Annotated in this window: 21 protein-coding genes; 17 read left to right on the forward strand and 4 right to left on the reverse strand. The window is 74.5% G+C overall.

The window, feature by feature from the left end:
- Position 1: 1 nt before the first annotated feature.
- A complete protein-coding gene (locus tag CFI00_RS14150) occupies positions 2–1249 on the forward strand; it encodes a cytochrome P450 (protein ID WP_207081760.1) in 1248 nt (415 codons plus the stop codon).
- A gap of 1 nt (position 1250) precedes the next feature.
- On the opposite strand, the gene CFI00_RS14155 is transcribed toward CFI00_RS14150, so the two are convergent.
- Together CFI00_RS14155 and CFI00_RS14160 are read right to left on the reverse strand one after the other, a co-directional pair.
- Positions 1251–2195 (reverse strand): SDR family NAD(P)-dependent oxidoreductase, encoded by a 945-nt coding sequence (locus CFI00_RS14155; RefSeq protein WP_207081761.1) that lies wholly within the window; start codon positions 2193–2195, stop codon positions 1251–1253.
- Positions 2192–3277 (reverse strand): YihY/virulence factor BrkB family protein, encoded by a 1086-nt coding sequence (locus CFI00_RS14160; RefSeq protein ID WP_207081762.1) that lies wholly within the window; start codon positions 3275–3277, stop codon positions 2192–2194. The genes CFI00_RS14155 and CFI00_RS14160 overlap by 4 nt, the downstream gene beginning before the upstream one ends.
- A gap of 85 nt (positions 3278–3362) precedes the next feature.
- On the opposite strand from CFI00_RS14160, the gene CFI00_RS14165 reads away from it, so the two are divergent.
- Positions 3363–3848 carry an MSMEG_6728 family protein gene (locus tag CFI00_RS14165; protein ID WP_207081763.1) on the forward strand — a complete coding sequence of 162 codons (486 nt, stop codon included), beginning with the start codon at positions 3363–3365 and terminating at the stop codon, positions 3846–3848.
- 5 nt (positions 3849–3853) lie between these two features.
- Here the strand turns inward: CFI00_RS14165 and CFI00_RS14170 are convergent, their stop codons facing one another.
- Positions 3854–4468: an HAD-IA family hydrolase gene (locus CFI00_RS14170; RefSeq protein ID WP_207081764.1), complete on the reverse strand. Its 615-nt coding sequence runs from the start codon at positions 4466–4468 to the stop codon at positions 3854–3856.
- Between the two features lie 17 nt (positions 4469–4485).
- A complete protein-coding gene (locus CFI00_RS14175) occupies positions 4486–5367 on the reverse strand; it encodes a DICT sensory domain-containing protein (RefSeq protein WP_207081765.1) in 882 nt (293 codons plus the stop codon).
- An 83-nt stretch (positions 5368–5450) separates the two neighbouring features.
- On the opposite strand from CFI00_RS14175, the gene CFI00_RS14180 reads away from it, so the two are divergent.
- Genes CFI00_RS14180 through idi form a run of 15 tightly spaced genes read left to right on the forward strand, consistent with a single transcriptional unit; the run spans position 5451 to position 18827 of the window.
- Positions 5451–6494 carry a polyprenyl synthetase family protein gene (locus CFI00_RS14180; protein WP_207081766.1) on the forward strand — a complete coding sequence of 348 codons (1044 nt, stop codon included), beginning with the start codon at positions 5451–5453 and terminating at the stop codon, positions 6492–6494.
- Positions 6491–7375: a squalene/phytoene synthase family protein gene (locus tag CFI00_RS14185; protein WP_207081767.1), complete on the forward strand. Its 885-nt coding sequence runs from the start codon at positions 6491–6493 to the stop codon at positions 7373–7375. Before CFI00_RS14180 ends, CFI00_RS14185 begins: the two co-directional genes overlap by 4 nt.
- A 2-nt stretch (positions 7376–7377) precedes the next feature.
- On the forward strand, positions 7378–9009 hold the full coding sequence (crtI, locus tag CFI00_RS14190) for a phytoene desaturase family protein (protein WP_207081768.1): 1632 nt from the start codon (positions 7378–7380) through the stop codon (positions 9007–9009).
- Entirely contained in the window at positions 9006–9350 is a 345-nt protein-coding gene (locus CFI00_RS14195; protein WP_207081769.1) for a lycopene cyclase domain-containing protein, read from the forward strand. Before crtI ends, CFI00_RS14195 begins: the two co-directional genes overlap by 4 nt.
- Positions 9347–9685 carry a lycopene cyclase domain-containing protein gene (locus tag CFI00_RS14200; RefSeq protein WP_207081770.1) on the forward strand — a complete coding sequence of 113 codons (339 nt, stop codon included), beginning with the start codon at positions 9347–9349 and terminating at the stop codon, positions 9683–9685. The genes CFI00_RS14195 and CFI00_RS14200 overlap by 4 nt, the downstream gene beginning before the upstream one ends.
- Positions 9682–11079: a cytochrome P450 gene (locus CFI00_RS14205; protein WP_207081771.1), complete on the forward strand. Its 1398-nt coding sequence runs from the start codon at positions 9682–9684 to the stop codon at positions 11077–11079. The genes CFI00_RS14200 and CFI00_RS14205 overlap by 4 nt, the downstream gene beginning before the upstream one ends.
- Positions 11076–12245, forward strand: a complete 1170-nt coding sequence (locus CFI00_RS14210; RefSeq protein ID WP_207081772.1) for a glycosyltransferase — start codon at positions 11076–11078, stop codon at positions 12243–12245. Before CFI00_RS14205 ends, CFI00_RS14210 begins: the two co-directional genes overlap by 4 nt.
- Positions 12245–12745, forward strand: a complete 501-nt coding sequence (locus tag CFI00_RS14215) for a hypothetical protein (protein WP_207081773.1) — start codon at positions 12245–12247, stop codon at positions 12743–12745. The genes CFI00_RS14210 and CFI00_RS14215 overlap by 1 nt, the downstream gene beginning before the upstream one ends.
- Positions 12742–13584, forward strand: coding sequence for a phosphatase PAP2 family protein (locus tag CFI00_RS14220; RefSeq protein WP_207081774.1), 843 nt, complete (start codon positions 12742–12744; stop codon positions 13582–13584). The genes CFI00_RS14215 and CFI00_RS14220 overlap by 4 nt, the downstream gene beginning before the upstream one ends.
- Positions 13581–14405, forward strand: a complete 825-nt coding sequence (locus CFI00_RS14225; RefSeq protein WP_207081775.1) for a UbiA family prenyltransferase — start codon at positions 13581–13583, stop codon at positions 14403–14405. Before CFI00_RS14220 ends, CFI00_RS14225 begins: the two co-directional genes overlap by 4 nt.
- Complete coding sequence (locus CFI00_RS14230) at positions 14402–15607, forward strand: geranylgeranyl reductase family protein (RefSeq protein ID WP_207081776.1); 1206 nt, start codon at positions 14402–14404, stop codon at positions 15605–15607. Before CFI00_RS14225 ends, CFI00_RS14230 begins: the two co-directional genes overlap by 4 nt.
- A 5-nt stretch (positions 15608–15612) precedes the next feature.
- Positions 15613–16671 (forward strand): 3-oxoacyl-[acyl-carrier-protein] synthase III C-terminal domain-containing protein, encoded by a 1059-nt coding sequence (locus tag CFI00_RS14235; RefSeq protein WP_207081777.1) that lies wholly within the window; start codon positions 15613–15615, stop codon positions 16669–16671.
- Positions 16668–17210 (forward strand): isoprenylcysteine carboxyl methyltransferase family protein, encoded by a 543-nt coding sequence (locus CFI00_RS14240; RefSeq protein WP_242532402.1) that lies wholly within the window; start codon positions 16668–16670, stop codon positions 17208–17210. Before CFI00_RS14235 ends, CFI00_RS14240 begins: the two co-directional genes overlap by 4 nt.
- A complete protein-coding gene (locus CFI00_RS14245; RefSeq protein ID WP_207081778.1) occupies positions 17203–18240 on the forward strand; it encodes an NAD(P)/FAD-dependent oxidoreductase in 1038 nt (345 codons plus the stop codon). The genes CFI00_RS14240 and CFI00_RS14245 overlap by 8 nt, the downstream gene beginning before the upstream one ends.
- Positions 18237–18827, forward strand: coding sequence for an isopentenyl-diphosphate Delta-isomerase (gene idi / locus CFI00_RS14250; RefSeq protein WP_207081779.1), 591 nt, complete (start codon positions 18237–18239; stop codon positions 18825–18827). Before CFI00_RS14245 ends, idi begins: the two co-directional genes overlap by 4 nt.
- The last annotated feature ends 52 nt before the right edge of the window (positions 18828–18879 follow it).

Raw genomic sequence — 18879 nt, forward strand, 5'->3', positions numbered from 1 at the left:
CATGCGTGACGACCTCGCTGTCCTGCTCCTGCGTCACGGGTACGACGCCCTGCCGCTGGCCCGTTCGCGGCACGAGGGGGGCGACGCCTTCGAGGCCCGCATGCTCGGCCGGCGCACGCTCGTGGTCCGCGGTGAGGAGGGGGCGCGGATGTTCTACGACGAGTCACGGATGCGCCGTCGTCGTGCCGTCCCGCCGCCGCTGGCGCACCTGCTCTTCGGCCGAGGCGCCGTGCACGGCCTCGACGGTGAGGAGCACCGAGTGCGCAAGCAGGTGTTCCTCGACCTGCTGCACGACGAGGCCGTGGCCGACCTGGCCCGTCGCGTGGACCACAGGCTCGACGAGGCCCTCCGTGCCTGGGCCCTGGGTCCCGGAGTGCCCCTCCACGAGGGCCTCGTCAGGATCTACGGCACCGCGGTCCTGGAGTGGGCGGGCACCGGCTGTGCAGGGCTCCGCGCCGAGGAGGTCGCCCAGGACCTGGCGGCCATCGTGGACGGCTTCGGGTTCTCGGGCCGCGCCTACGCGAAGGCCTGGGCTGCCCGCCTGCGGGCGGAGGCCTGGGCGAGGGACCTGCTGCGGCGCACCCGCGAGGGACGCCACCGCCCGCCCGAGGGCACGGCCGTGCACGCCTTCGCCGTCGGGGCGGGTGCCGACCTCCCGGTCCGGGTCGCCGCGGTCGAGCTGCTCAACGTGCTCCGCCCCACCGTCGCGGTGAGCTGGCTCGGGACCTTCGCCGCGCTGGCTCTCGCCGAGCACCCCGGGCACGCCGCACCCCTGCTCGGTCCGGACGCCGACCGGCACCTCGTCGCCTTCGCCCACGAGGTCCGCCGCCGCACACCCTTCGTCCCCGCCCTCACCGCCCTGTCGACCATGGACTTCCGCTCCGGGCACCACGACGTCCGCAGGGGCGACCGGGTGGTCCTCGACGTCCCGGGGACCGATCACCACCCCGACCAGTGGACCCAGGCCGACGAGTTCTGCCCGGCGCGGTTCGTGGGCTCGGACCCCGACCCGTTCCGCTTCTTGCCGCAGGGAGGTGGAGGGCCCCTCGGTCACCGGTGCCCGGGTGAGGACGTCACCACCGCGCTCCTCGTCGTCACCCTCCGCCACCTCTCCCGGGCGCGCTTCACGCTCACGTCGCCCGACGTGCGCACCGACCGGATGCCGACCCTTCCGCGCGCCGGGCTGGTGCTGACCGACGTGTCACCGGGAGAGGCGGACGGCACCGGACCCTTCGTCCCGGCGGGTTGATTCACGCACCCGACGCGACACGGCGGCGTACGGCCTCGACCAGGTTGGCACCCACCCCGACCAGCGCGTTGCCGTAGTCACCGCGCAGCCGGTCGAGCTCCTGGCGCGGCGCCAGCACGTTGCCGGGACCGTGCACGACGGGCGCCACCAGGTCCTGGGCGACCACCTTGAACAGCGGCCCCACGAGCCGGTCGTACGCCCACGGCAGCACGGTGAACCCGAAGCGGATCACGACGTTGGACAGACCGACCTGACCGCCCCGCCACGGGTGGTCGGCGACGGTCAGCACGCGGTCCGCCACGCGCTCCGGCGGGTCGACCGGGAAGGGCGGACGCCCCACCGAGTCGCCGTACGTCGCCGCCTGGCGGTAGATCGGCGTGTCCACGCCGCCGGGGGCGACGTAGCCGATCCGCACGCGGGGGACGTCGCGGTTGTCGACGCGGAGCTGGCGCACGAGGGCGCGCACGCCCCACTTGCTCAGCACGTACGCCGCCATGTCCGGCACCGCGATGTGGCCGATCAGCGAGCCGACCAGCACCAGGCTGCCCTCGCGCTGGTCACGCAGCACGGGCAGCACGTGGCGGGCGAGGTTGACCGGTCCGTTGAGGTTGGTGGCCAGCACCTGGTCGAAGACCTCGACCGGCACGTCGGGGACGCGGCCGTAGGCCACGACCCCCGCGCAGCTCACCACGACGTCGAGCCGACCGTGCCGGGCCAGCGCTGCGGCGACGGCGGAGGCGACCTGCGCGTCGTCACTGACGTCCGCCTGCGCCACCTGGGCCGAGGCGGCACCGAGGTCCTCGCAGGCGAGGGCCACCCGGTCGAGGGCACCGGCTGCACGACCGACCAGCACGACGTGGTCGCCGCGTCGGGCCGCCTGGCGGACGACGGCCTCGCCGATGCCGCTGGAGGCGCCCGTCACGAGGACGACCCGGGAGGTGCTCACCGCACCGTCTCGTCGTCGCGCTGGTCCGAGCCGGTCTCGGCGTCGGCGTCGGAGCGACGACCCGCGCTCTCGCGCAGCCGGCGCCCGCGCAGCACGTCCTCGCGGTCCTTCTTCTCCGCCTTGTCGATCTTGCGGGTGTCTCGCGGCGGCAGCTGGATCTCCTCCTCCGCGGGCATCCCGGCCTGGAGCTCGCGACCGCGCTCGAGCTCGGCGTCGAGCTCGCCGCCGAAGAGGAGCGCGAGGTTGGTGATCCAGAGCCACAGCAGGAAGACCACGACGCCGGCGAGCGAGCCGTAGGTCTTGTCGTAGGAGCTGAAGTTGGCGACGTAGAAGCCGAAGCCCACCGACGCGGCGACCCACACGAGGATGGCGACCGCGGCGCCGACGCTGATCCAGCGGAACTTCGGCTGCTTGACGTTGGGCGTCGACCAGTAGAGCAGCGCGACGAGCAGCATCACCACGAGCAGCAGCACCGGCCACTTGGCGATGTTCCACACCGTGACGACCGTCGAGCCCAACCCGAGGGCGTCGCCGACAGCCTGTGCCGCCGGTCCGGTCACGACGAGGCCCAGCGCCACGACGGCACTGAGGACGACCGACACCAGGGTGACGAGGAGCATCGCCGGGCGCAGCTTCCAGAACGGGCGGCCCTCCCTGATCTCGTAGATCCGGTTCATCCCGCGGCCGAAGGCGCCGACGTAGCCCGACGCGGACCACAGCGCGACCGCGAGGCCCACGACCAGGCCGAGCCCGGCGGCCGAGGTCTGGCTCAGCTCCACCAGCGTGGGCTCGAGGACCTCGGCGGCACCGCTCGCCCCGACGTCGCGCAGCACCTGCAGGAGCGCGTCGACCGTGGCGCGGCCGTCGCCGACCAGGCCCACGAGCGACAGCATCGCGACTGCGGCGGGGAACATCGCGAGCACGGCGTAGTAGGTCAGCGCGGCGGCGAGGTCGGTGCACTGGTCGTCGGAGAACTCCCGCCACGTCTTGCGCAGGACATAGGTCCACGACGGCTTCGTGAGCTCGGTCGGCGAGTCGGGCTTGTCGGTGTGGTCGTGAGTGCGCTCAGAGGTGCGGTGCATGGCTCCCCGTACCCAGCCGACGCGCGTTCACCCCCTCCCCCCGGGCGGTGCAGCGCGGACGCGCGCGTGCCTAGCGTGGTCGGTGATGCAGACCTTCCTGCCCTACCCCGACTTCGCACGGTCGGCCGCCGTGCTCGACCCCAGGCGACTGGGCAAGCAGCGCGTGGAGTGCCTCCAGGTGGTCCGGGGCCTCACCGTCCCCGGCTACGGCTGGCGCCACCACCCCGCCGTACGGATGTGGCGCGGGAACCTCGAGGCGCTCGGACGCTACGCCCTCGCGTGCTGCGAGGTGTGGACCGGTCGCGGCCACGACGACACCTGCGCCGCCACCCTCGTGGTCGACCTCCGGGCGGCCGGTGTCACCGCCATCCGGAGCCAGGACGAGCTCGCGGCGACAGGCGACCTGCCCTGGTGGCTGGGGCACGACGACTTCCACCGCGCGCACCAGTCGGCGCTGGTGCGCAAGGACCCGAGGCACTACGGCCCACTCTTCCCGGGGGTGCCCGACGACCTCCCCTACGTCTGGCCACTTCCCGACCCGCCGGAGGAGCCGGGCAGCAACCGGTCCTGAGCCCGTCAGTCCTCAGCCATCTCGACCAGTATCCGCTCCATCGCCGCGATCGACGTGGCGGTGTCGCGGTGGAGGACGGCGTGCCAGCCGGCACGCCGCGCGGCGTCGACGTTGGCCTCGACGTCGTCGAGGAACAGCACCTCGTGCGGCTCGACGCCGAGACGGCGGGCGGCGAGCTCGTACGCCGCGGGGTCGGGCTTGGCCACGCCCACCTCGTGGCTGTAGACGATGTCGTCGGTGACGTCCTCGAACCCGTGGTGGCGCTCGCGCTCGCGGGCGCCGGGACCGGAGTTGGACAGGATCGCGGTGAGCCGGTCGGGGCGCTGTGCGGCGAACCAGTCGAGCAGCGGACGGTCGAGGGTGCCGACGTACCACCGCCAGTAGTCCTCGACGAGCCCGTCGACCTGGTCGTCGTCGAGCCCGAGCGCCCGCTGCCACTCGGCCCGGACCTCGTCCTCGGTGACCTCACCGAGCATCGCGTCACCCGGCAGGGCGGCCAGACCGCCGGCGATGCTGCCGGGAGCCAGGCCCAGCCGGACCTCGGCGGGCCGAGGGAACACCTCGTCGTCGACGACCTCGAGGACTCCCCCGATGTCGAGCACCACTGCCCTGATGGTCACCTCGACCCCCGTCCGTCTCACCGCGTCGCGTCCAGGTAGGTGATCATCCGCTCGAAGAGCTGGGAGGCGCGACGCAGGTCCTCCGAGGCGGGCGGCGGCTCGTCGTCGGTGAGCTGCGGACCGGGCGGCCGCCAGCCGGGCCGGTAGCCGTCGGCCAGCTCCGAGCACACGCGGCTCGCGTCGCGCACCACGCGCGGGTCGAGGGACCACACGGCCTCGAACGTGCGCTCGGAGGCCCCCGCGCCGGAGCGTCCGGGGAGCTCGACGGCGGCCAGGCACGCGGGGAGGTCGCCGGCGTCGCAGACGACCAGCCACTCCCGGTTCAGCGCAGCGTCGACGGGCAGGCCCACCTCGACGGGCGCGCCGTCGGACATGGGCGCGGGGTCAGGGAGGTCGGCGAAGACCACGGTGCGTCGCGACGTGCGCGCCAGCTCCCGCCAGCGGTCGAGGGATCCGCGCAGGTGGCTCTCGCGCTGGAACCCGCCGAAGAGCAGCGGATGTGCGGCGCGGGCGCAGCACTCGTCCTCCACGGCGTGGCTCATCGCCAGCAGGGTGCGGCGCGAGAGCACCTGGGGCACCAGCTCGGGGTGGTTCCTGCGCAGCTCGGCGAAGACCGAACCCGATCGCACCCCAGCCGTCGCCGCCCGCTCGATGGCGGCGGTGAGCGAGAGGCCGCCACGACGGCGCTCGAGCACCGCCCGCACCGCGTCGACATCGGACCCGTCGTAGCGGCGGTGCCCGCCGTCCTGGCGTCGGGGCCGCGGAAATCCGTGGCGTGACTCCCAGCTGCGGATCGTCGCGATGGGTACACCCGTCCTGCGGGAGAGCTCGCCGATCGACAGCTCGTCGCTGGACGACGTGGACCTGGGGTGCGGCGAGGTGGGATGCTGGTGTGCCATTCCTCCACCTCTCGCCTAGATTTCCTTGGAAGTGTTGCATAGGTTTTGGGAGCGGTGGGTTGAGCGGCACATGGAGGGCACCGATGAGGGCGACCGGTTGTGACGAGGCACTCGCGAGGCTGCTGGACCAGGGACGCGTGCGGGCGAGCGCCATCGACCCCCACCACGCGGCGCTCTGGGACGCGCTGGCCGCGGCCACCGAGGACGGCAAGCGGCTGCGTCCCCGGCTGGTCGTCGCGACGCACGACGCGCTCGGCGGGGGCCTGCACCTGGCCGCCGCCGAGGTGGGCGCCGCCGTCGAGCTGCTCCACACTGCGTTCGTCATCCACGACGACGTCATCGACGACGACCACCTGCGCCGTGGACGGCCCAACGTCAGCGGCACCTTCCGCGACTCCGCGCACCGCGGTGGTGCCGGTCCCGAGGCGATGGAGGTCTACGGACTCACCGCGGCCATCCTGGCCGGCGACCTGGCCCTCGCCGCCTCCGTCCGTGCCGTGGCGACCTGCGGCGCCCCGCCCGACGTCGTGCACTGCCTGCTCGACCTCTTCGACGTCGCCCTCCACACGACCGCGTCGGGCGAGCTGGCAGACGTGCGCCTCACGATGGCGCACCACGAGGTCTCCCTCGCCGAGAGCCTGGCGATGGAGGAGCAGAAGACCAGCGCCTACTCCTTCTCCCTCCCGCTCCAGGCGGGCGCCGTCCTGGCCGGTGCTGCAGAGCCCGTGGTCGCCCGGCTCGGCGAGGCCGGCCGGTCGATGGGCCTGGCCTTCCAGCTGGTCGACGACCTGATCGGCGTCTTCGGCGACCCGGCGCGCTCGGGCAAGAGCACGACCAGCGACCTGCGGGCGGGCAAGCAGACGCCCCTGCTCGTCCACGCGCGCACGACCACGGAGTGGGAGCAGGTGCGCCAGCTCGTCGGGCGCGACCTCGACGACGACGACCTCGCCCGGGTGCGCGAGCTCCTCACCACCTCGGGGTCCCGCGCGTTCGTCGAGGACCTCGCTGCGCAGCACCTCGCATCGGCGCGCGCCATGGTCGACGAGGCCGGGGTCCCGGTCGAGCTGCTCGACGACCTCGAGGCCTCCACCTCGGTCCTCGTCGGCGCGCGCGAGGCGGCGGCATGAGCATGTTCGTCGGTCGCGGTGCCCCGCGCAGCCTCTACGACGTGGTGTCCGAGGAGAGCTCGGCCGTCGTCATCCGCCAGTACTCCAGCTCCTTCGGCCTGGCCTCGCGCCTGCTCGGCGAGCCGGTGCGCACCCAGGTCCGCAACGTCTACGCCCTGGTGCGCGTCGCCGACGAGATCGTCGACAACCCCGATCCCGCCCTCGGGCGCGACGCCCGGGCCACCATGCTCGACTGGCTCGAGGACGACGTACGCCACGCCCTCGCGACCGGCTGGAGCGGCAACCTCGTGGTGCACGCCTTCGCCCGCACGGCGCAGGCCGTCGGCATCGAGGACGACGTCGTGGCTCCCTTCTTCAGCTCGATGCGCACCGACCTCGACACCACGACGCACACCCAGGAGAGCTTCGACCGCTACGTCTACGGCTCCGCCGAGGTCGTCGGCCTGATGTGCCTGCGAGCCTTCCTCGCCGCGCCCGACGCCGTGGGTGACCGCGCCCGCGCCTACGACGAGCTCGCCCCCGGGGCGCGGCGGCTGGGCGCGGCCTTCCAGAAGCTCAACTTCGTCCGCGACCTCTCCGACGACCACGACGTCCTGCGTCGCGACTACTTCCCCGGCCTCGACGTCGAGCGCTTCTGCGACCGCGACCGGGACCGCATCCTCGACGACATCGACGCCGACCTGGCCGCGGCGGCCACCGTGGTCCCCGACCTCCCCCCGAGCAGCCGGCGCGCGGTGCGCGCCGCGCACGCGACCTTCGCCGAGCTGGCCGCACGGCTGCGTGCCACGCCGGCCGCCGACATCCGCCGGCAGCGCGTGCGCGTGCCCGCCGCCGTCAAGCTCCGCCTCGCGCTGGGCTCCCTCCACGAAGGACGAGCATGAGAATGGCACTCCCCGACCGGCTCGGCCGGCGTACGGGCACGACCGCCGCTGCCACACCCGGGTCCGCGCAGCGCGTCGTGGTCATCGGCGGCGGCATCGCCGGGCTCGCCACGGCCGCCCTGCTGGCGTCGCGAGGCCACAGCGTCGACCTCGTCGAGAAGAACGACGACCTCGGCGGCCGGGTCGGCAGCGTGGAGCGCGGCGGGTTCCGCTTCGACACCGGTGCGTCGTGGTACCTCATGCCGGAGGTGTTCGAGCACTTCTTCTCGCTGCTCGGCACGACGGCGGACGCGGAGCTCGACCTCACCGTCCTCGACCCGAGCTACCGGGTGTTCTTCGAGGGCCACGACGAGTCGATCGACGTACGTCCCGACCGGGCCCACAACCGCGCCCTGTTCGAGTCCCTCGAGCCCGGTGCCGGTGAGCGCTTCGACGCCTACCTCCGCTCGGCGGAGGAGACCTACGACATGGCGCTGCGCCGCTTCCTCTACAGCAACTTCGACGCCGCCTCGTCGTTCCTCCACCCCGACGTGGTCCGCAGCACCCCGCGGCTGAGCCGCCTGCTGACCCGCTCGCTGGAGAGCCACGTCGCCGCGTCCTTCTCCGACAACCGGCTGCGGCAGGTCCTCGGCTACCCGGCCGTCTTCCTCGGCTCCTCCCCCAGCCGCGCGCCGAGCATGTACCACCTGATGAGCCGCCTCGACCTCGGCGACAGCGTGCTCTACCCGCAGGGCGGCTTCACCCGTCTCATCGAGGTCATCGCCGCCCTGGCCGAGCGCCACGGGGCGCGGCTGCACACCGGGTGCGAGGCGACCGCGATCGTGACGGACGGCAGTGGAAGTGGACGCGGGCGCCGGGCGCGGGTGACCGGTGTCGAGCACCTCGACGCCTCGGGCTCCCGGGTCGTGCGGCCCGCCGACGTCGTCGTCGGTGCAGCCGACCTGCACCACCTCGAGACCGCTCTGCTGCCGACCGCGTTGCAGACGCACCCCGAGCGTGCGTGGCGCGACCGCTCACCCGGACCGGGTGCGGTGCTGGCCATGCTGGGCGTGGAGGGGGCACTGCCCGAGCTGCCGCACCACTCGCTGTTCTTCACCAGCGACTGGCAGCAGAACTTCGGCGACATCTTCGGCAAGGACGCGCGCGTCCCCGAGCCCGCCTCGGTCTACGTCTGCAAGCCCTCCGAGACCGACCCGACGGTCGCGCCCGCGGGGCACGAGAACCTCTTCGTCCTCGTCCCGGTGCCGGCCGACACCCGCATCGGCCGCGGGGGCGACGACGGCGCGGGCTCGGAGCAGGTGGAGCGCACCGCCGACGCCGCGATCGCGCAGGTCGCCCGGTGGTCCGGGGTCCACGACCTGGCCGACCGGGTCGTGGTCCGTCACACCGTCGGTCCCGAGGACTTCGAGGCGCGCTACCACTCCTGGCGGGGCGGTGCGCTCGGGCTCGAGCACACGCTGCGCCAGAGCGCGTTCCTCCGGCCGGGCAACACCTCGGCGAAGGTCGACGGGCTCCTCTACGCCGGCTCGACCACCGTGCCCGGCGTCGGCCTGCCGATGTGCCTCATCAGCGCCGAGCTGGTGCTCAAGCGACTGACCGGCGACCGGTCGGCGCAGCCGGTGGGCGGCCGATGAGCCTGGTCCACTGGTCCTACGTCGCCATGCTCGCCTTCTGCCTGGCCGGGACCCTGCCGCTGGTGCCTGCCTTCCGGCTGGACGTCCTGCGCCAGCCCCGCCGGCTGCTGCTCACCGTGCTGCTGGCGGGCACGCCCTTCGTGGTGTGGGACCTCTACGCCACAGCGGCGGGGCACTGGTCCTTCGACGAGGGCCAGACACTGCCCTGGCGCGTCGGCGGCCTGCCGCTGGAGGAGCTGGGCTTCTTCGTGGTGATCCCGGTGGTGGGGGTGCTCACGCTCGAGGGCGTCCGCGCCGCCCGCCGGCGCCTCGCGACCGCTGCGCGCGAGGGGGACGCGTGACCTACACGGCCCTCGCGGTGGTGGGCGTGCTCCTGGCACTGGCCCTGGACCGGTGGGGGTTGCGCACGCGCGTGACCTCGACCCGGGACTGGTGGTCGGCCTACGCCATCATCGTGTTCTTCCAGCTGCTCACCAACGGCTGGCTCACCGGTCGCGGGATCGTGCGCTACTCCCCCGACGCCATCATCGGCAGCGACCGGATCGTCCTCGTCGGGGACGGCCGGCTGGTCTACGCGCCGGTCGAGGACCTGGCCTTCGGGTTCGCCCTGGTGCTGACCAGCTGTGCCGTCTGGACATGGCTCGGCCGACGCCGCCCCTCCCGGGAGGCAGCGTGAGCATCTCGACACGGCTGCAGGAGATGCAGCCCACCGACATCGGAGTGCCCGGGCCGACCTCGCTCGACATGGCCCGCGGGTTCCGCTCCATCCGCGCCGACCCGCTGTCCTTCCTCTCCTCGGTCTCCGAGCAGTACGGCGACCTCGTCTCCTTCCCGGTGCCGGGCGCCCCCGCGCTGCTCCTCAACGACCCAGCGGCCGTGCGCCACGTCCTCCAGACCTCGGCGCGCAGCTGGGGCAAGGACACCGTGCAGTACGCCGCCCTCGCGCGGGTGACGGGACAGGGCCTGCTGGCCTCGGCGGAGCCGAGCTGGATCGACCACCGGCGCCTCGCCGCCCCCGCGTTCCACCACCAGCGCCTGGAGGCGGTCGGCGACCAGGTGCGTGCCGCGGCGCGGTCCGCGGTCGGCGTACGCCTGCCCGCGGCGGTCGGCGCCGGCGGCGGCACCGGCGTGGTGGACGTGGCCGCGCTCACCCACACCATCGGCCTCGACGCGGTCGGACGGGCGCTCTTCTCCGCCGACCTGTCCGGACAGGCCCAGACCCTCCTCGACGCGACGAGCGACGCCGCGGAGCTCGTGGTCCGGCTCGGCCGCGCGATCCTCCCCCGGGCGCACTGGACGCCCACGCGCCTCAACGTGCGCCTGCGCTCGGCGCGGCGCCGGCTGGACGCGGCGTCGGCGGAGATCATCGCCCAGCGCCGGGCCCGCAACGGCCGGGCGAGCACGGCTCCTCACGGCGACGACCTGCTCGGCCTGCTGCTCGACAGCGGGCTCACCGACGCCGAGGTCCGCGACGAGCTCGTCACCATGATCGTCGCCGGCCACGAGACCGTCGCGGCCTCCCTTGCCTGGACGTTCATGCTGCTGGCCGAGCACCCCGAGGTGCAGGACCGCACCCGCGCCGAGCTCGCCGCCCACCCGGGTCCGGTGTCGCTGGTGGCCACGCGTGAGGCGCTGCCGTGGACACGGGCCGTCATCGACGAGGCGCTGCGGCTCTTCCCGCCCGCGTGGGCGCTCTCGCGCCGCTCGGTGCGCGACGACGTCGTCGCGGGCCACGACGTCCCGGCCGGCACCCTCGCCATCATCAGCCCGTGGCTCGTGCACCGCCGGCCCGACCCGTGGACCGCGCCGCTGGCGTTCCGTCCCGAGCGCTTCCTCGACCCGGGCGCCGGGCGCACGGCGTACCTGCCCTTCGGCCAGGGGCCGCGCCTGTGCATCGGCCGGGAGTTCGCCCTCGGCGAGATGGTGATGGTGCTCGACGAGGTGCTCCGCGAGCACCGCCTCGACGTGCCCGGGGACTGGAGCCGACCCGACCCGCAGGCCAGGGTGGCGGTGCACCCGCGCGGCGGGATGCCGCTGCTCGTGACGCGCCTGGACCGGGCCCGCGCATGAGCGACGTCGTCGTGGTGGTCCTGGTCCTCGCGGCGATGGCGACTGCCCGCTGGCTGCTCGCCGACCTCCGTACGCCACCGCGCGGCGCCACCATCCCGACCTCCTCCTCGCGGGTCTCGGTCGTCGTGCCGGCGCGCGACGAGGCGCTCACCCTCCCCGACCTCCTCGCCTCGCTCGCCGCGCTCGCCACACCCGTGCAGGACGTGGTGGTCGTCGACGACGACTCCCGCGACGCGACCGCGGAGGTGGCGCGGGCCGCGGGTGCCCGGGTCGTGCCGGCAGGACGACCGCCCGCCGGCTGGACCGGCAAGGCGTGGGCCTGCCACGTGGGCGCCGACGTCGCCGACGGCGACCTCCTGCTCTTCCTCGACGCCGACACGGTGCTGGCACCGGACGCGCTCGCCGGGCTCCTGGAGCTGCACGCAGGCTCGGGCGGGCTGGTGTCGGTCCAGCCCTACCACCGCGTCGTCCGCCCGCACGAGCAGCTGTCGGCGTGGTTCAACGTCGTCGCCGTGATGGCGAGCGCGGCGTTCGTCGGCCCCCGGACGGGGGCGTCGCGCTCACGGGTCCCGATGGCCTTCGGGCCCTGCCTGCTCACGTCCCGTGCCGACCTGGCTGCCGCCGGCGGGCACGCTGCGGTCCGCTCCGCGATCCTCGACGACGCCGCCCTCGCCGCGGCCTACCACCGCGCCGGCCTGCCGGTCGTGTGCGCGGCGGGAGGCGCGTCGGTGCGGATGCGCAGCTATCCCGAGGGGCTGGGCCAGCTCGCGGCGGGCTGGACGAAGAACATCGCCTCCGGGGCCTCGTCGGCGTGGCTGCCGGCGGCGCTCGGCACCGTGCTCTTCGTCTCCGTGCACCACGCGGTCGCCGTCGGTGCCGTGCTGACGCTGCTCGGCGCGACGACAGGGGTCGGCGGGACGCTGGTCGACGGGCACACAGCGGTGTGGGTGGCGGCGTACGTCGCCCTCGCCTGGCAGCTGCGCACGGTGCTGCGCCGGCTGGGGTCCTTCCGCTGGTGGACCTGGGCCCTGACGCCGGCCTCCCTGCTCGCCTTCGACCTGGTCTTCGCGCGCTCGGCGGTGCTGAGCGGCGTACGCCGGTCGGTGAGGTGGCGCGGTCGCGACGTGGACCTGCGCGGGCACGACTCCGCCCGCGAGGTGGCCTGATGCTCCGCCACGTCATGCCGCAGACCGTCACGGTGGCCGTCGACGTGGTCGCCTGGGGGGTCTTCCACGCCGCCACCGGCTACGCCGCACACCGCCTCGGCGACGAGCGGCTGGGCCGCGACGGGTTCGTGCTGCGCCCGCGGGCGTTCGAGCGCGACGGGCGGTTCTACCGACGCCGGCTGCGCATCCACCGGTGGAAGGACCGCCTGCCCGAGGCCGGTGCCCTCTTCGCAGGCGGGGTGAGCAAGCGGCAGCTGCCGTCGGCCGACGTCACGGGGCTCGAGCTGTTCGTGCGCGAGACGCGCCGCGCCGAGCTCGGGCACTGGTGGGCGATGGCGTGCAGCCCGCTCTTCGTGCTCTGGAACCCGCCACTGCCTGCAGCGCTCCTGATGGGGTACGGGGTGCTCGTGAACCTGCCCTTCATCCTCATCCAGCGCTACAACCGCTTCCGCACGCAGGCGATCCTCGAGCGGCTGTCGCAGCGCGGGAGCCGGTCGTGAGCACCGAGGCGCAGGCGCGCCAGGGAGCGAGGGTGGACACCGACGTGTCCCGGACGACCACCGGGTCGCGCCACGGCCCGATCGCCCAGTTCCTCATCTCGTGGTCACCGCTGAGCGCGATCCTCCTCGCCTACGCCGTCGCCGGGTGGATCAGCGCGCCGCTCGAGACGGGCGACGGGGCCACGACCAACCGGGTGGGCGCGCCGCTGCACGTCTCGGGTCCCGCGGTGGCCGACGAGCGCCTGTTCGGCGCCGTGCCCACGGTGTGGCTCCAGGAGCGGCTGCTCGCGGGTTCCCCCCAGTGGTATGACGCGGTCGCGGCGCTGGTCTACGTCACCCACTTCGTCACCATCCCACTGCTGACGACGCTCGTCTGGTTCCAGCTGCGCGAGCGCTTCACCGCGTGGCTGGTGGCCGTGCTGTCCATGTCGTTCGTCGGGATCGCGATCTACGTCGCCTACCCCGCCGCCCCGCCGTGGCTCGCCTCCGAGAGCGGCGACATCGGACCGGTCGCGCGCATCTCCCACGTCGGATGGGACTACCTCCACCTCGACGCGGTCGGTCGCCTCACCCAGCTCGGGCAGAGCGGCAGCAACCCGGTCGCGGCGATGCCGTCGCTGCACGCCGGGGCAGCACTGCTCGTCGCCCTCTTCCTGTGGCCCTCGGTGTCGCGGTGGGCGCGGTGGGCGCTGCTCGCCTACGCCGTGACGATGGCGGCGGTGCTCGTCTACACCGGCGAGCACTACGTCGTCGACGTGCTCGCAGGCTGGCTGGTCGCCGCGCTCGCCCTCGGGCTGGCGTCGACGTCGTTGGCGCGGCGAGCAAGGGTGGGCACATGAGCGCCGCCACCGCACCTGCGCGCCGCGGCTCGCGGGCAGCCCTCGGCGTCCTGGGTGCCGCCCACGCCGGCCCCGCGGTGGCCGTCACGGTCCTCGCCGGTCTCCTCTGCGTGGCCCAGGGCCTCGACGCCCCCCGGTCCGCGCTGGTGGTCGCGGCCGTGCTCGCCGGGCAGCTGTCGATCGGCTGGAGCAACGACCTCGTCGACCTCCCGCGCGACCTCGCCGCCGGGCGCACCGACAAGCCGATGGCGACCGGCGAGGTGTCGGTCCGCGGCGTCCGCGCCGCCTGCGCCGCCGCCGTGGTCGTGTGCGTGCTGCTGTCGATGGCGCTCGGCACCGCGGCAGGCCTGGTGCACCTCGGTTGCGTGGTGTCGGCCTGGGCCTACAACCTCGGGCTCAAGGCCACGGCGTGGTCGTGGGCGCCGTACGCCCTCTCGTTCGGCGGCCTCACCGCGGTCGTGTCCCTCGCCGACGGTGAGCTGCCGCCGTGGTGGTGGCCGCTGGCGGCCGCCCTGCTCGGTGTGGGCGCCCACCTCCTCAACGTCCTCCCCGACCTCGACGACGACGCCGCCACCGGCGTACGCGGCCTGCCGCACCGCCTCGGGCGCGCCCGCATCGCCCCGGTGGCGGCCGTCGTCCTCGTCACCGCCTCGCTCGTCGCACTCGTCGGCGCGGCGCCCCCGACCTCCGTGACCGTGGCGACAGCAGCACTCGTGCTCGCGCTGGCCGCCGTGGTCGTCACCGGCACCCGCCGCGCCCCCTTCCTCGCCGCGATCGCGATCGCACTCGTCGACGCGACCCTGCTCGTGGTGGCCCGATGACCGCCCCGGCCGTCGAGCAGTGGGACCTCGTCGTGGTGGGTGCGGGCCCGGCCGGGTCGTCCGCCGCCCTCGGCGCGCTCACCGCCGACCCGACCCTGCGGGTGCTGCTGGTCGACCGCAGCGACTTCCCGCGCGACAAGTCCTGCGGCGACGGGATCGCCCCGCACGCGATCGACCGGCTCGCCGAGGTCGGCGCCGCCGACGTGGTGGACGGGTGGGCGCCGCTGCGCGACCTGGAGCTGTCCCGCGGCGACGTACGCGTCTCGGGGCCGATGCGTCGCGAGGCCTACGTGGTGCCGCGCCGGGTGCTCGACGCCCGCCTGGTCGAGAAGGCCGTGGCCGCCGGTGCGGTCCTGCGCCGCCACCGGGTCACGTCCGTCACCGCGGAGCCCGGGCGGGCGCTGGTCTCCGAGCGCTTCGCCGCGCCCGTGGTCGTCGGCGCCGACGGTGCCCACTCGCTCGTGCGCACCGCCCTGCTCGGCCGACGACGCGACCAGCGCGCGCTCGCCATCCGCGGCTACGCGCCGACTCCGCCGCACCTGGTCGGCCGTCAGGTGATCCGCTACGGCGAGCGCACGCAGCCGTCGTACGCCTGGGCGTTCGACCGCGGCGACGGCCTCGCCAACGTCGGCTACGGCGAGCTGCTGCCGCGGGGCCGCGGTGACGGGAGCCCCCCGAGCCGGCGCCTGCTGCTCGAGCAGCTCGAGGAGCTCCTGCCCGGGATGGCGAGCACCGGCACCGACTGGCGCGGGCACCACCTGCCCCTCAGCTCCTGGCGCTGGGAGCAGCCCGACGGACCCGTGCTGCTGGTCGGCGACGCGGCCGGCCTGGTCAACCCGATGACCGGCGAGGGCATCTACTACGCCGTCGCCACCGGCATCGCCGCCGGGCGCACCGCCGCGCGAGCCGTGGCCCTCGGCCGGGGCTACGACCCAGGCGAGCGGCACCGCACGGTGGTGCGCACGATGCTGGGCACGCACCTGCGCCACACCTGGCTGGCCTCGCGGCTCGCGCAGTCCCCGCGGATCGTCGACGCCGGCATCCGCGCGGCCGGCCGCGACCGCCACGCCTTCGACACGCTCGTCGAGCTCGGCCTCGGCGACGGCCGCATCGGCCCCCGCCTGGCCGGAGGCCTTCTCGGCGCCCTCGTCCGTCCGTCCCGCCCCGTCCGACCCGCCCCCGTCCCGACCACACCGAGGTAGCTGACATGAGGATCCTCTCCGTCCGAGGTGCGCTGCCGGCGCACTCCCATCCGCAGGACGAGATCACCGAGGCCTTCGCCCAGGTGATCTCCCAGCGCAGCCTCGACCACGCCCTGCTGCGGCGCTTCCACCGCAACGCCGGCGTGGAGCGACGCCACACGGTGCTGCCGCTGGAGGACTACGCCCGGCTCGAGGACTTCGGCCACGCCAACGACCAGTTCATCGAGCACGCCGTGGAGCTGGGGTCGCGCGCCCTCGTCGACGCGCTCAAGGCCGCCGACCTGACGCCCTCCGACGTCGACCTGGTCGTCACCGCGACGGTCACGGGCCTGGCCGTCCCCTCGCTCGACGCCCGCATCGCCGCCCAGGTGGGGCTGCGCGAGGACGTGCGACGGATGCCGCTGGTGGGGCTGGGCTGCGTGGCGGGCGCCGCCGGCATCGCCCGGGTGCACGACTACCTGCTCGGCCACCCCGGCCACACCGCCGTGCTCGTCGCCGTCGAGCTGTGCTCGCTCACCCTCCAGCGCGACGACGTGTCGGTGCCCAACCTGGTGGCCAGCGGGCTCTTCGGCGACGGCGCCGCCGCGGTCGTCGCGGTCGGCAGCGATGGCCGCCCGGGCGGGCCGGTCGAGGTCCTCGACTCCCGCAGCCGGCTCTACCCCGACAGCGAGCGCACCATGGGCTTCGACGTCGCCGCCAGCGGCCTGCGGATCGTCCTGGACGCCGAGGTCCCGCACCTCGTGGAGCGCTACCTGCGCGGGGACGTCGACGCGTTCCTCGACTCCCACGGCCTCACCCGCGCCGACATCGGGTTGTGGGTCTGCCACCCCGGCGGACCGAAGGTCATCGAGGCGCTCGAGGCGGCGCTGGAGGTCCCCCGCGACGCGGTGCGGCTCACCTGGGAGTCGCTGGCCAAGGTCGGCAACCTGTCCTCGGTCTCGGTGCTCCAGGTCCTGGAGGACACCCTGCGCGAGCGCCCGCCGGCCCCCGGCACCCATGGCGTCCTGCTGGCGATGGGCCCGGGCTTCTGCTCCGAGCTCGTGCTGCTGAGGGCGACGTCGTGACCACGCTGCTGGCCTTCACGGTCCTCGTCGCCCTCGTCGGCGTCGAGCGCGTCGCCGAGCTGGTGGTGTCGGTGCGCAACGCCGCGTGGAGCAAGGAGCGCGGCGGGGTCGAGAGCGGACTGGGCCACTTCCCCTTCATGGTCGTGCTCCACACCGGCCTGCTCGTCGGCGCACTCGTCGAGGCGTGGGTCCGGCGCCCGGACGTCCCGTCCGTCCTGGCGTGGTCGATGCTCGCCCTCGTCATCGCCTCGCAGGCCCTGCGGTGGTGGTGCATCGGCACCCTCGGGCGGCGCTGGAACACCCGCGTGATCGTCGTGCCCGGCCTGCCGCCGGTGACGGGTGGCCCCTACCGGCTGATGCGCCACCCCAACTACGTCGCCGTCGTGGTCGAGGGCATCGCCCTGCCGCTCGTGCACGCCGCCTGGATCACCGCGCTGGTCTTCACCGTCCTCAACGCCGGCCTGCTCGCGGTCCGGATCCGGGTCGAGGACCGCGCGCTGGCCACCCTGCCCCGCACCACGGAGGCCGCCGGTGCATGACCTCGTCGTCGCCGGTGGCGGGCCCGTCGGCCTCGCGACGGCGCTGCACGCCCACCGCGCCGGGCTGTCGGTCCTGGTGCACGAGCCGCGTGGTGGACCGGTCGACAAGGCCTGCGGCGAGGGCCTCATGCCCGGCGCCGTCGCCGAGCTGGCCGACCTGGGCGTGCACCCGCGCGGTCGCGACCTGACCGGCATCCACTACCTCGACGACCGGGTGGGCAAGGACGTCCGCGCCGCCTTCGCCTCCGGCCCCGGTCGGGGCGTACGCCGCACCGTGCTCCACGCCGCGCTGTCCGAGCAGGTGGAGGCAGCCGGGATCGAGGTCGACCCCACGCCGGTCCGCACCGTCGACGACCGGGGGGACCACCTGGTCGTCGAGGGCCTCCGGACGCGCTACCTCGTGGCGGCGGACGGACTGCACTCCCCCGTGCGCCGGCTGGTGGGTCTCGAGGTCCCCCACGCGGGTCGGCGGCGCTTCGGGCTGCGCTGCCACGTCCGGCAGGCGCCGTGGTCGTCGTACGTCGAGGTGCACTGGTCGCGACGCGCCGAGGCCTACGTGACCCCCGTCGACGACGACCTGGTGGGCGTGGCCGTCCTCGCCGACGCCGGCTCCCGCTTCGAGGACCTGCTCGCCGACTTCCCGGTGCTCGAGCGGCGCCTCACTGGCCCCCGCACGCCCGTGATGGGCGCCGGGCCGCTGCGCCAGCGGGCCAGCTCCCGCGTCCGCGGCCGGGTCCTGCTGGTCGGCGACGCTGCGGGCTACGTCGACGCCCTGACCGGCGAGGGCCTCGCGCTCGGGCTGGGCCAGGCGCGGGCCGCCGTGGAGTGCCTGGCCGCCGGACGGCCCCAGCACTACGCGTCCGTAGCGCGGCGCCTGGGGCTGCGCCACGAGGCGCTCACCCACCTGCTCCTGCGCGCCACCGGGCAGCCGACCGTGCGCCGGCACCTCGTCCCCGCGGCCGCCCGCGCCCCCTGGCTGTTCTCCACGGCCGTCAACCAGCTCGCCCGACCTGTCGGAAGGACCCCATGACCCATCTCGCCGCCCCCGAGCAGGTGGTGCTCCTCGACGAGGAGGGCCACGCTGTCGGCACCGCCGACAAGCTCGGCGTCCACCACGCCGGGACGCCGCTGCACCTCGCCTTCTCGTGCTACCTCTTCGACGGTGCGGGCAACGTCCTGCTCACCCGTCGCGCCGACGACAAGCGCACCTTCCCCGGCGTCTGGACCAACAGCTGCTGCGGGCACCCGGCGCCCGGGGAGCCGCTCGCCGAGGCCGTACGCCGACGGGTCGAGCAGGAGCTCGGCACGCGCCTGAGCGACCTGCGCCTGGTCCTGCCGCGGTTCCGCTACCGCGCCGAGCAGGACGGGGTCGTGGAGAACGAGATGTGCCCGGTCTACGTCGCGCTCGCCCCGGGCCCGGTCGACCCCGACCCGGCCGAGGTCGGCGAGACCGCGTGGGAGCCGTGGGCCGACTTCCGTGCCGCCGTGCTGTCGGGCACGCGCGAGGTCTCCGTGTGGTGCCGCGAGCAGGTGGAGCAGCTCCCCGCGGACCCGCTGTCGGCGCCCGTCGCCCCCGAGGACGACCTGCCGCCGGCCGCGCGCCCACGCCACACCTGAAACGCACGTGGTGGTGCCCGCAGGTGTGACACCCTGTAGCCGGTGCCTCGAG

The organism is Nocardioides sp. S5, assembly GCF_017310035.1.
In the GTDB taxonomy this organism is placed as follows: Bacteria; Actinomycetota; Actinomycetes; order Propionibacteriales; family Nocardioidaceae; genus Nocardioides.

Bases quoted from the DNA above. Each gene is read 5' to 3' on its own strand.
- CFI00_RS14150 (WP_207081760.1), top strand. From the start codon at position 2: ATGCGTGACGACCTCGCTGTCCTGCTCCTGCGTCACGGGTACGACGCC.
- CFI00_RS14160 (WP_207081762.1), bottom strand. From the start codon at position 3,277: ATGCACCGCACCTCTGAGCGCACTCACGACCACACCGACAAGCCCGAC.
- CFI00_RS14165 (WP_207081763.1), top strand. From the start codon at position 3,363: ATGCAGACCTTCCTGCCCTACCCCGACTTCGCACGGTCGGCCGCCGTG.
- CFI00_RS14175 (WP_207081765.1), bottom strand. From the start codon at position 5,367: ATGGCACACCAGCATCCCACCTCGCCGCACCCCAGGTCCACGTCGTCC.
- CFI00_RS14180 (WP_207081766.1), top strand. From the start codon at position 5,451: ATGAGGGCGACCGGTTGTGACGAGGCACTCGCGAGGCTGCTGGACCAG.
- CFI00_RS14185 (WP_207081767.1), top strand. From the start codon at position 6,491: ATGAGCATGTTCGTCGGTCGCGGTGCCCCGCGCAGCCTCTACGACGTG.
- crtI (WP_207081768.1), top strand. From the start codon at position 7,378: ATGGCACTCCCCGACCGGCTCGGCCGGCGTACGGGCACGACCGCCGCT.
- CFI00_RS14195 (WP_207081769.1), top strand. From the start codon at position 9,006: ATGAGCCTGGTCCACTGGTCCTACGTCGCCATGCTCGCCTTCTGCCTG.
- CFI00_RS14210 (WP_207081772.1), top strand. From the start codon at position 11,076: ATGAGCGACGTCGTCGTGGTGGTCCTGGTCCTCGCGGCGATGGCGACT.
- CFI00_RS14215 (WP_207081773.1), top strand. From the start codon at position 12,245: ATGCTCCGCCACGTCATGCCGCAGACCGTCACGGTGGCCGTCGACGTG.
- CFI00_RS14225 (WP_207081775.1), top strand. From the start codon at position 13,581: ATGAGCGCCGCCACCGCACCTGCGCGCCGCGGCTCGCGGGCAGCCCTC.
- CFI00_RS14230 (WP_207081776.1), top strand. From the start codon at position 14,402: ATGACCGCCCCGGCCGTCGAGCAGTGGGACCTCGTCGTGGTGGGTGCG.
- CFI00_RS14235 (WP_207081777.1), top strand. From the start codon at position 15,613: ATGAGGATCCTCTCCGTCCGAGGTGCGCTGCCGGCGCACTCCCATCCG.
- idi (WP_207081779.1), top strand. From the start codon at position 18,237: ATGACCCATCTCGCCGCCCCCGAGCAGGTGGTGCTCCTCGACGAGGAG.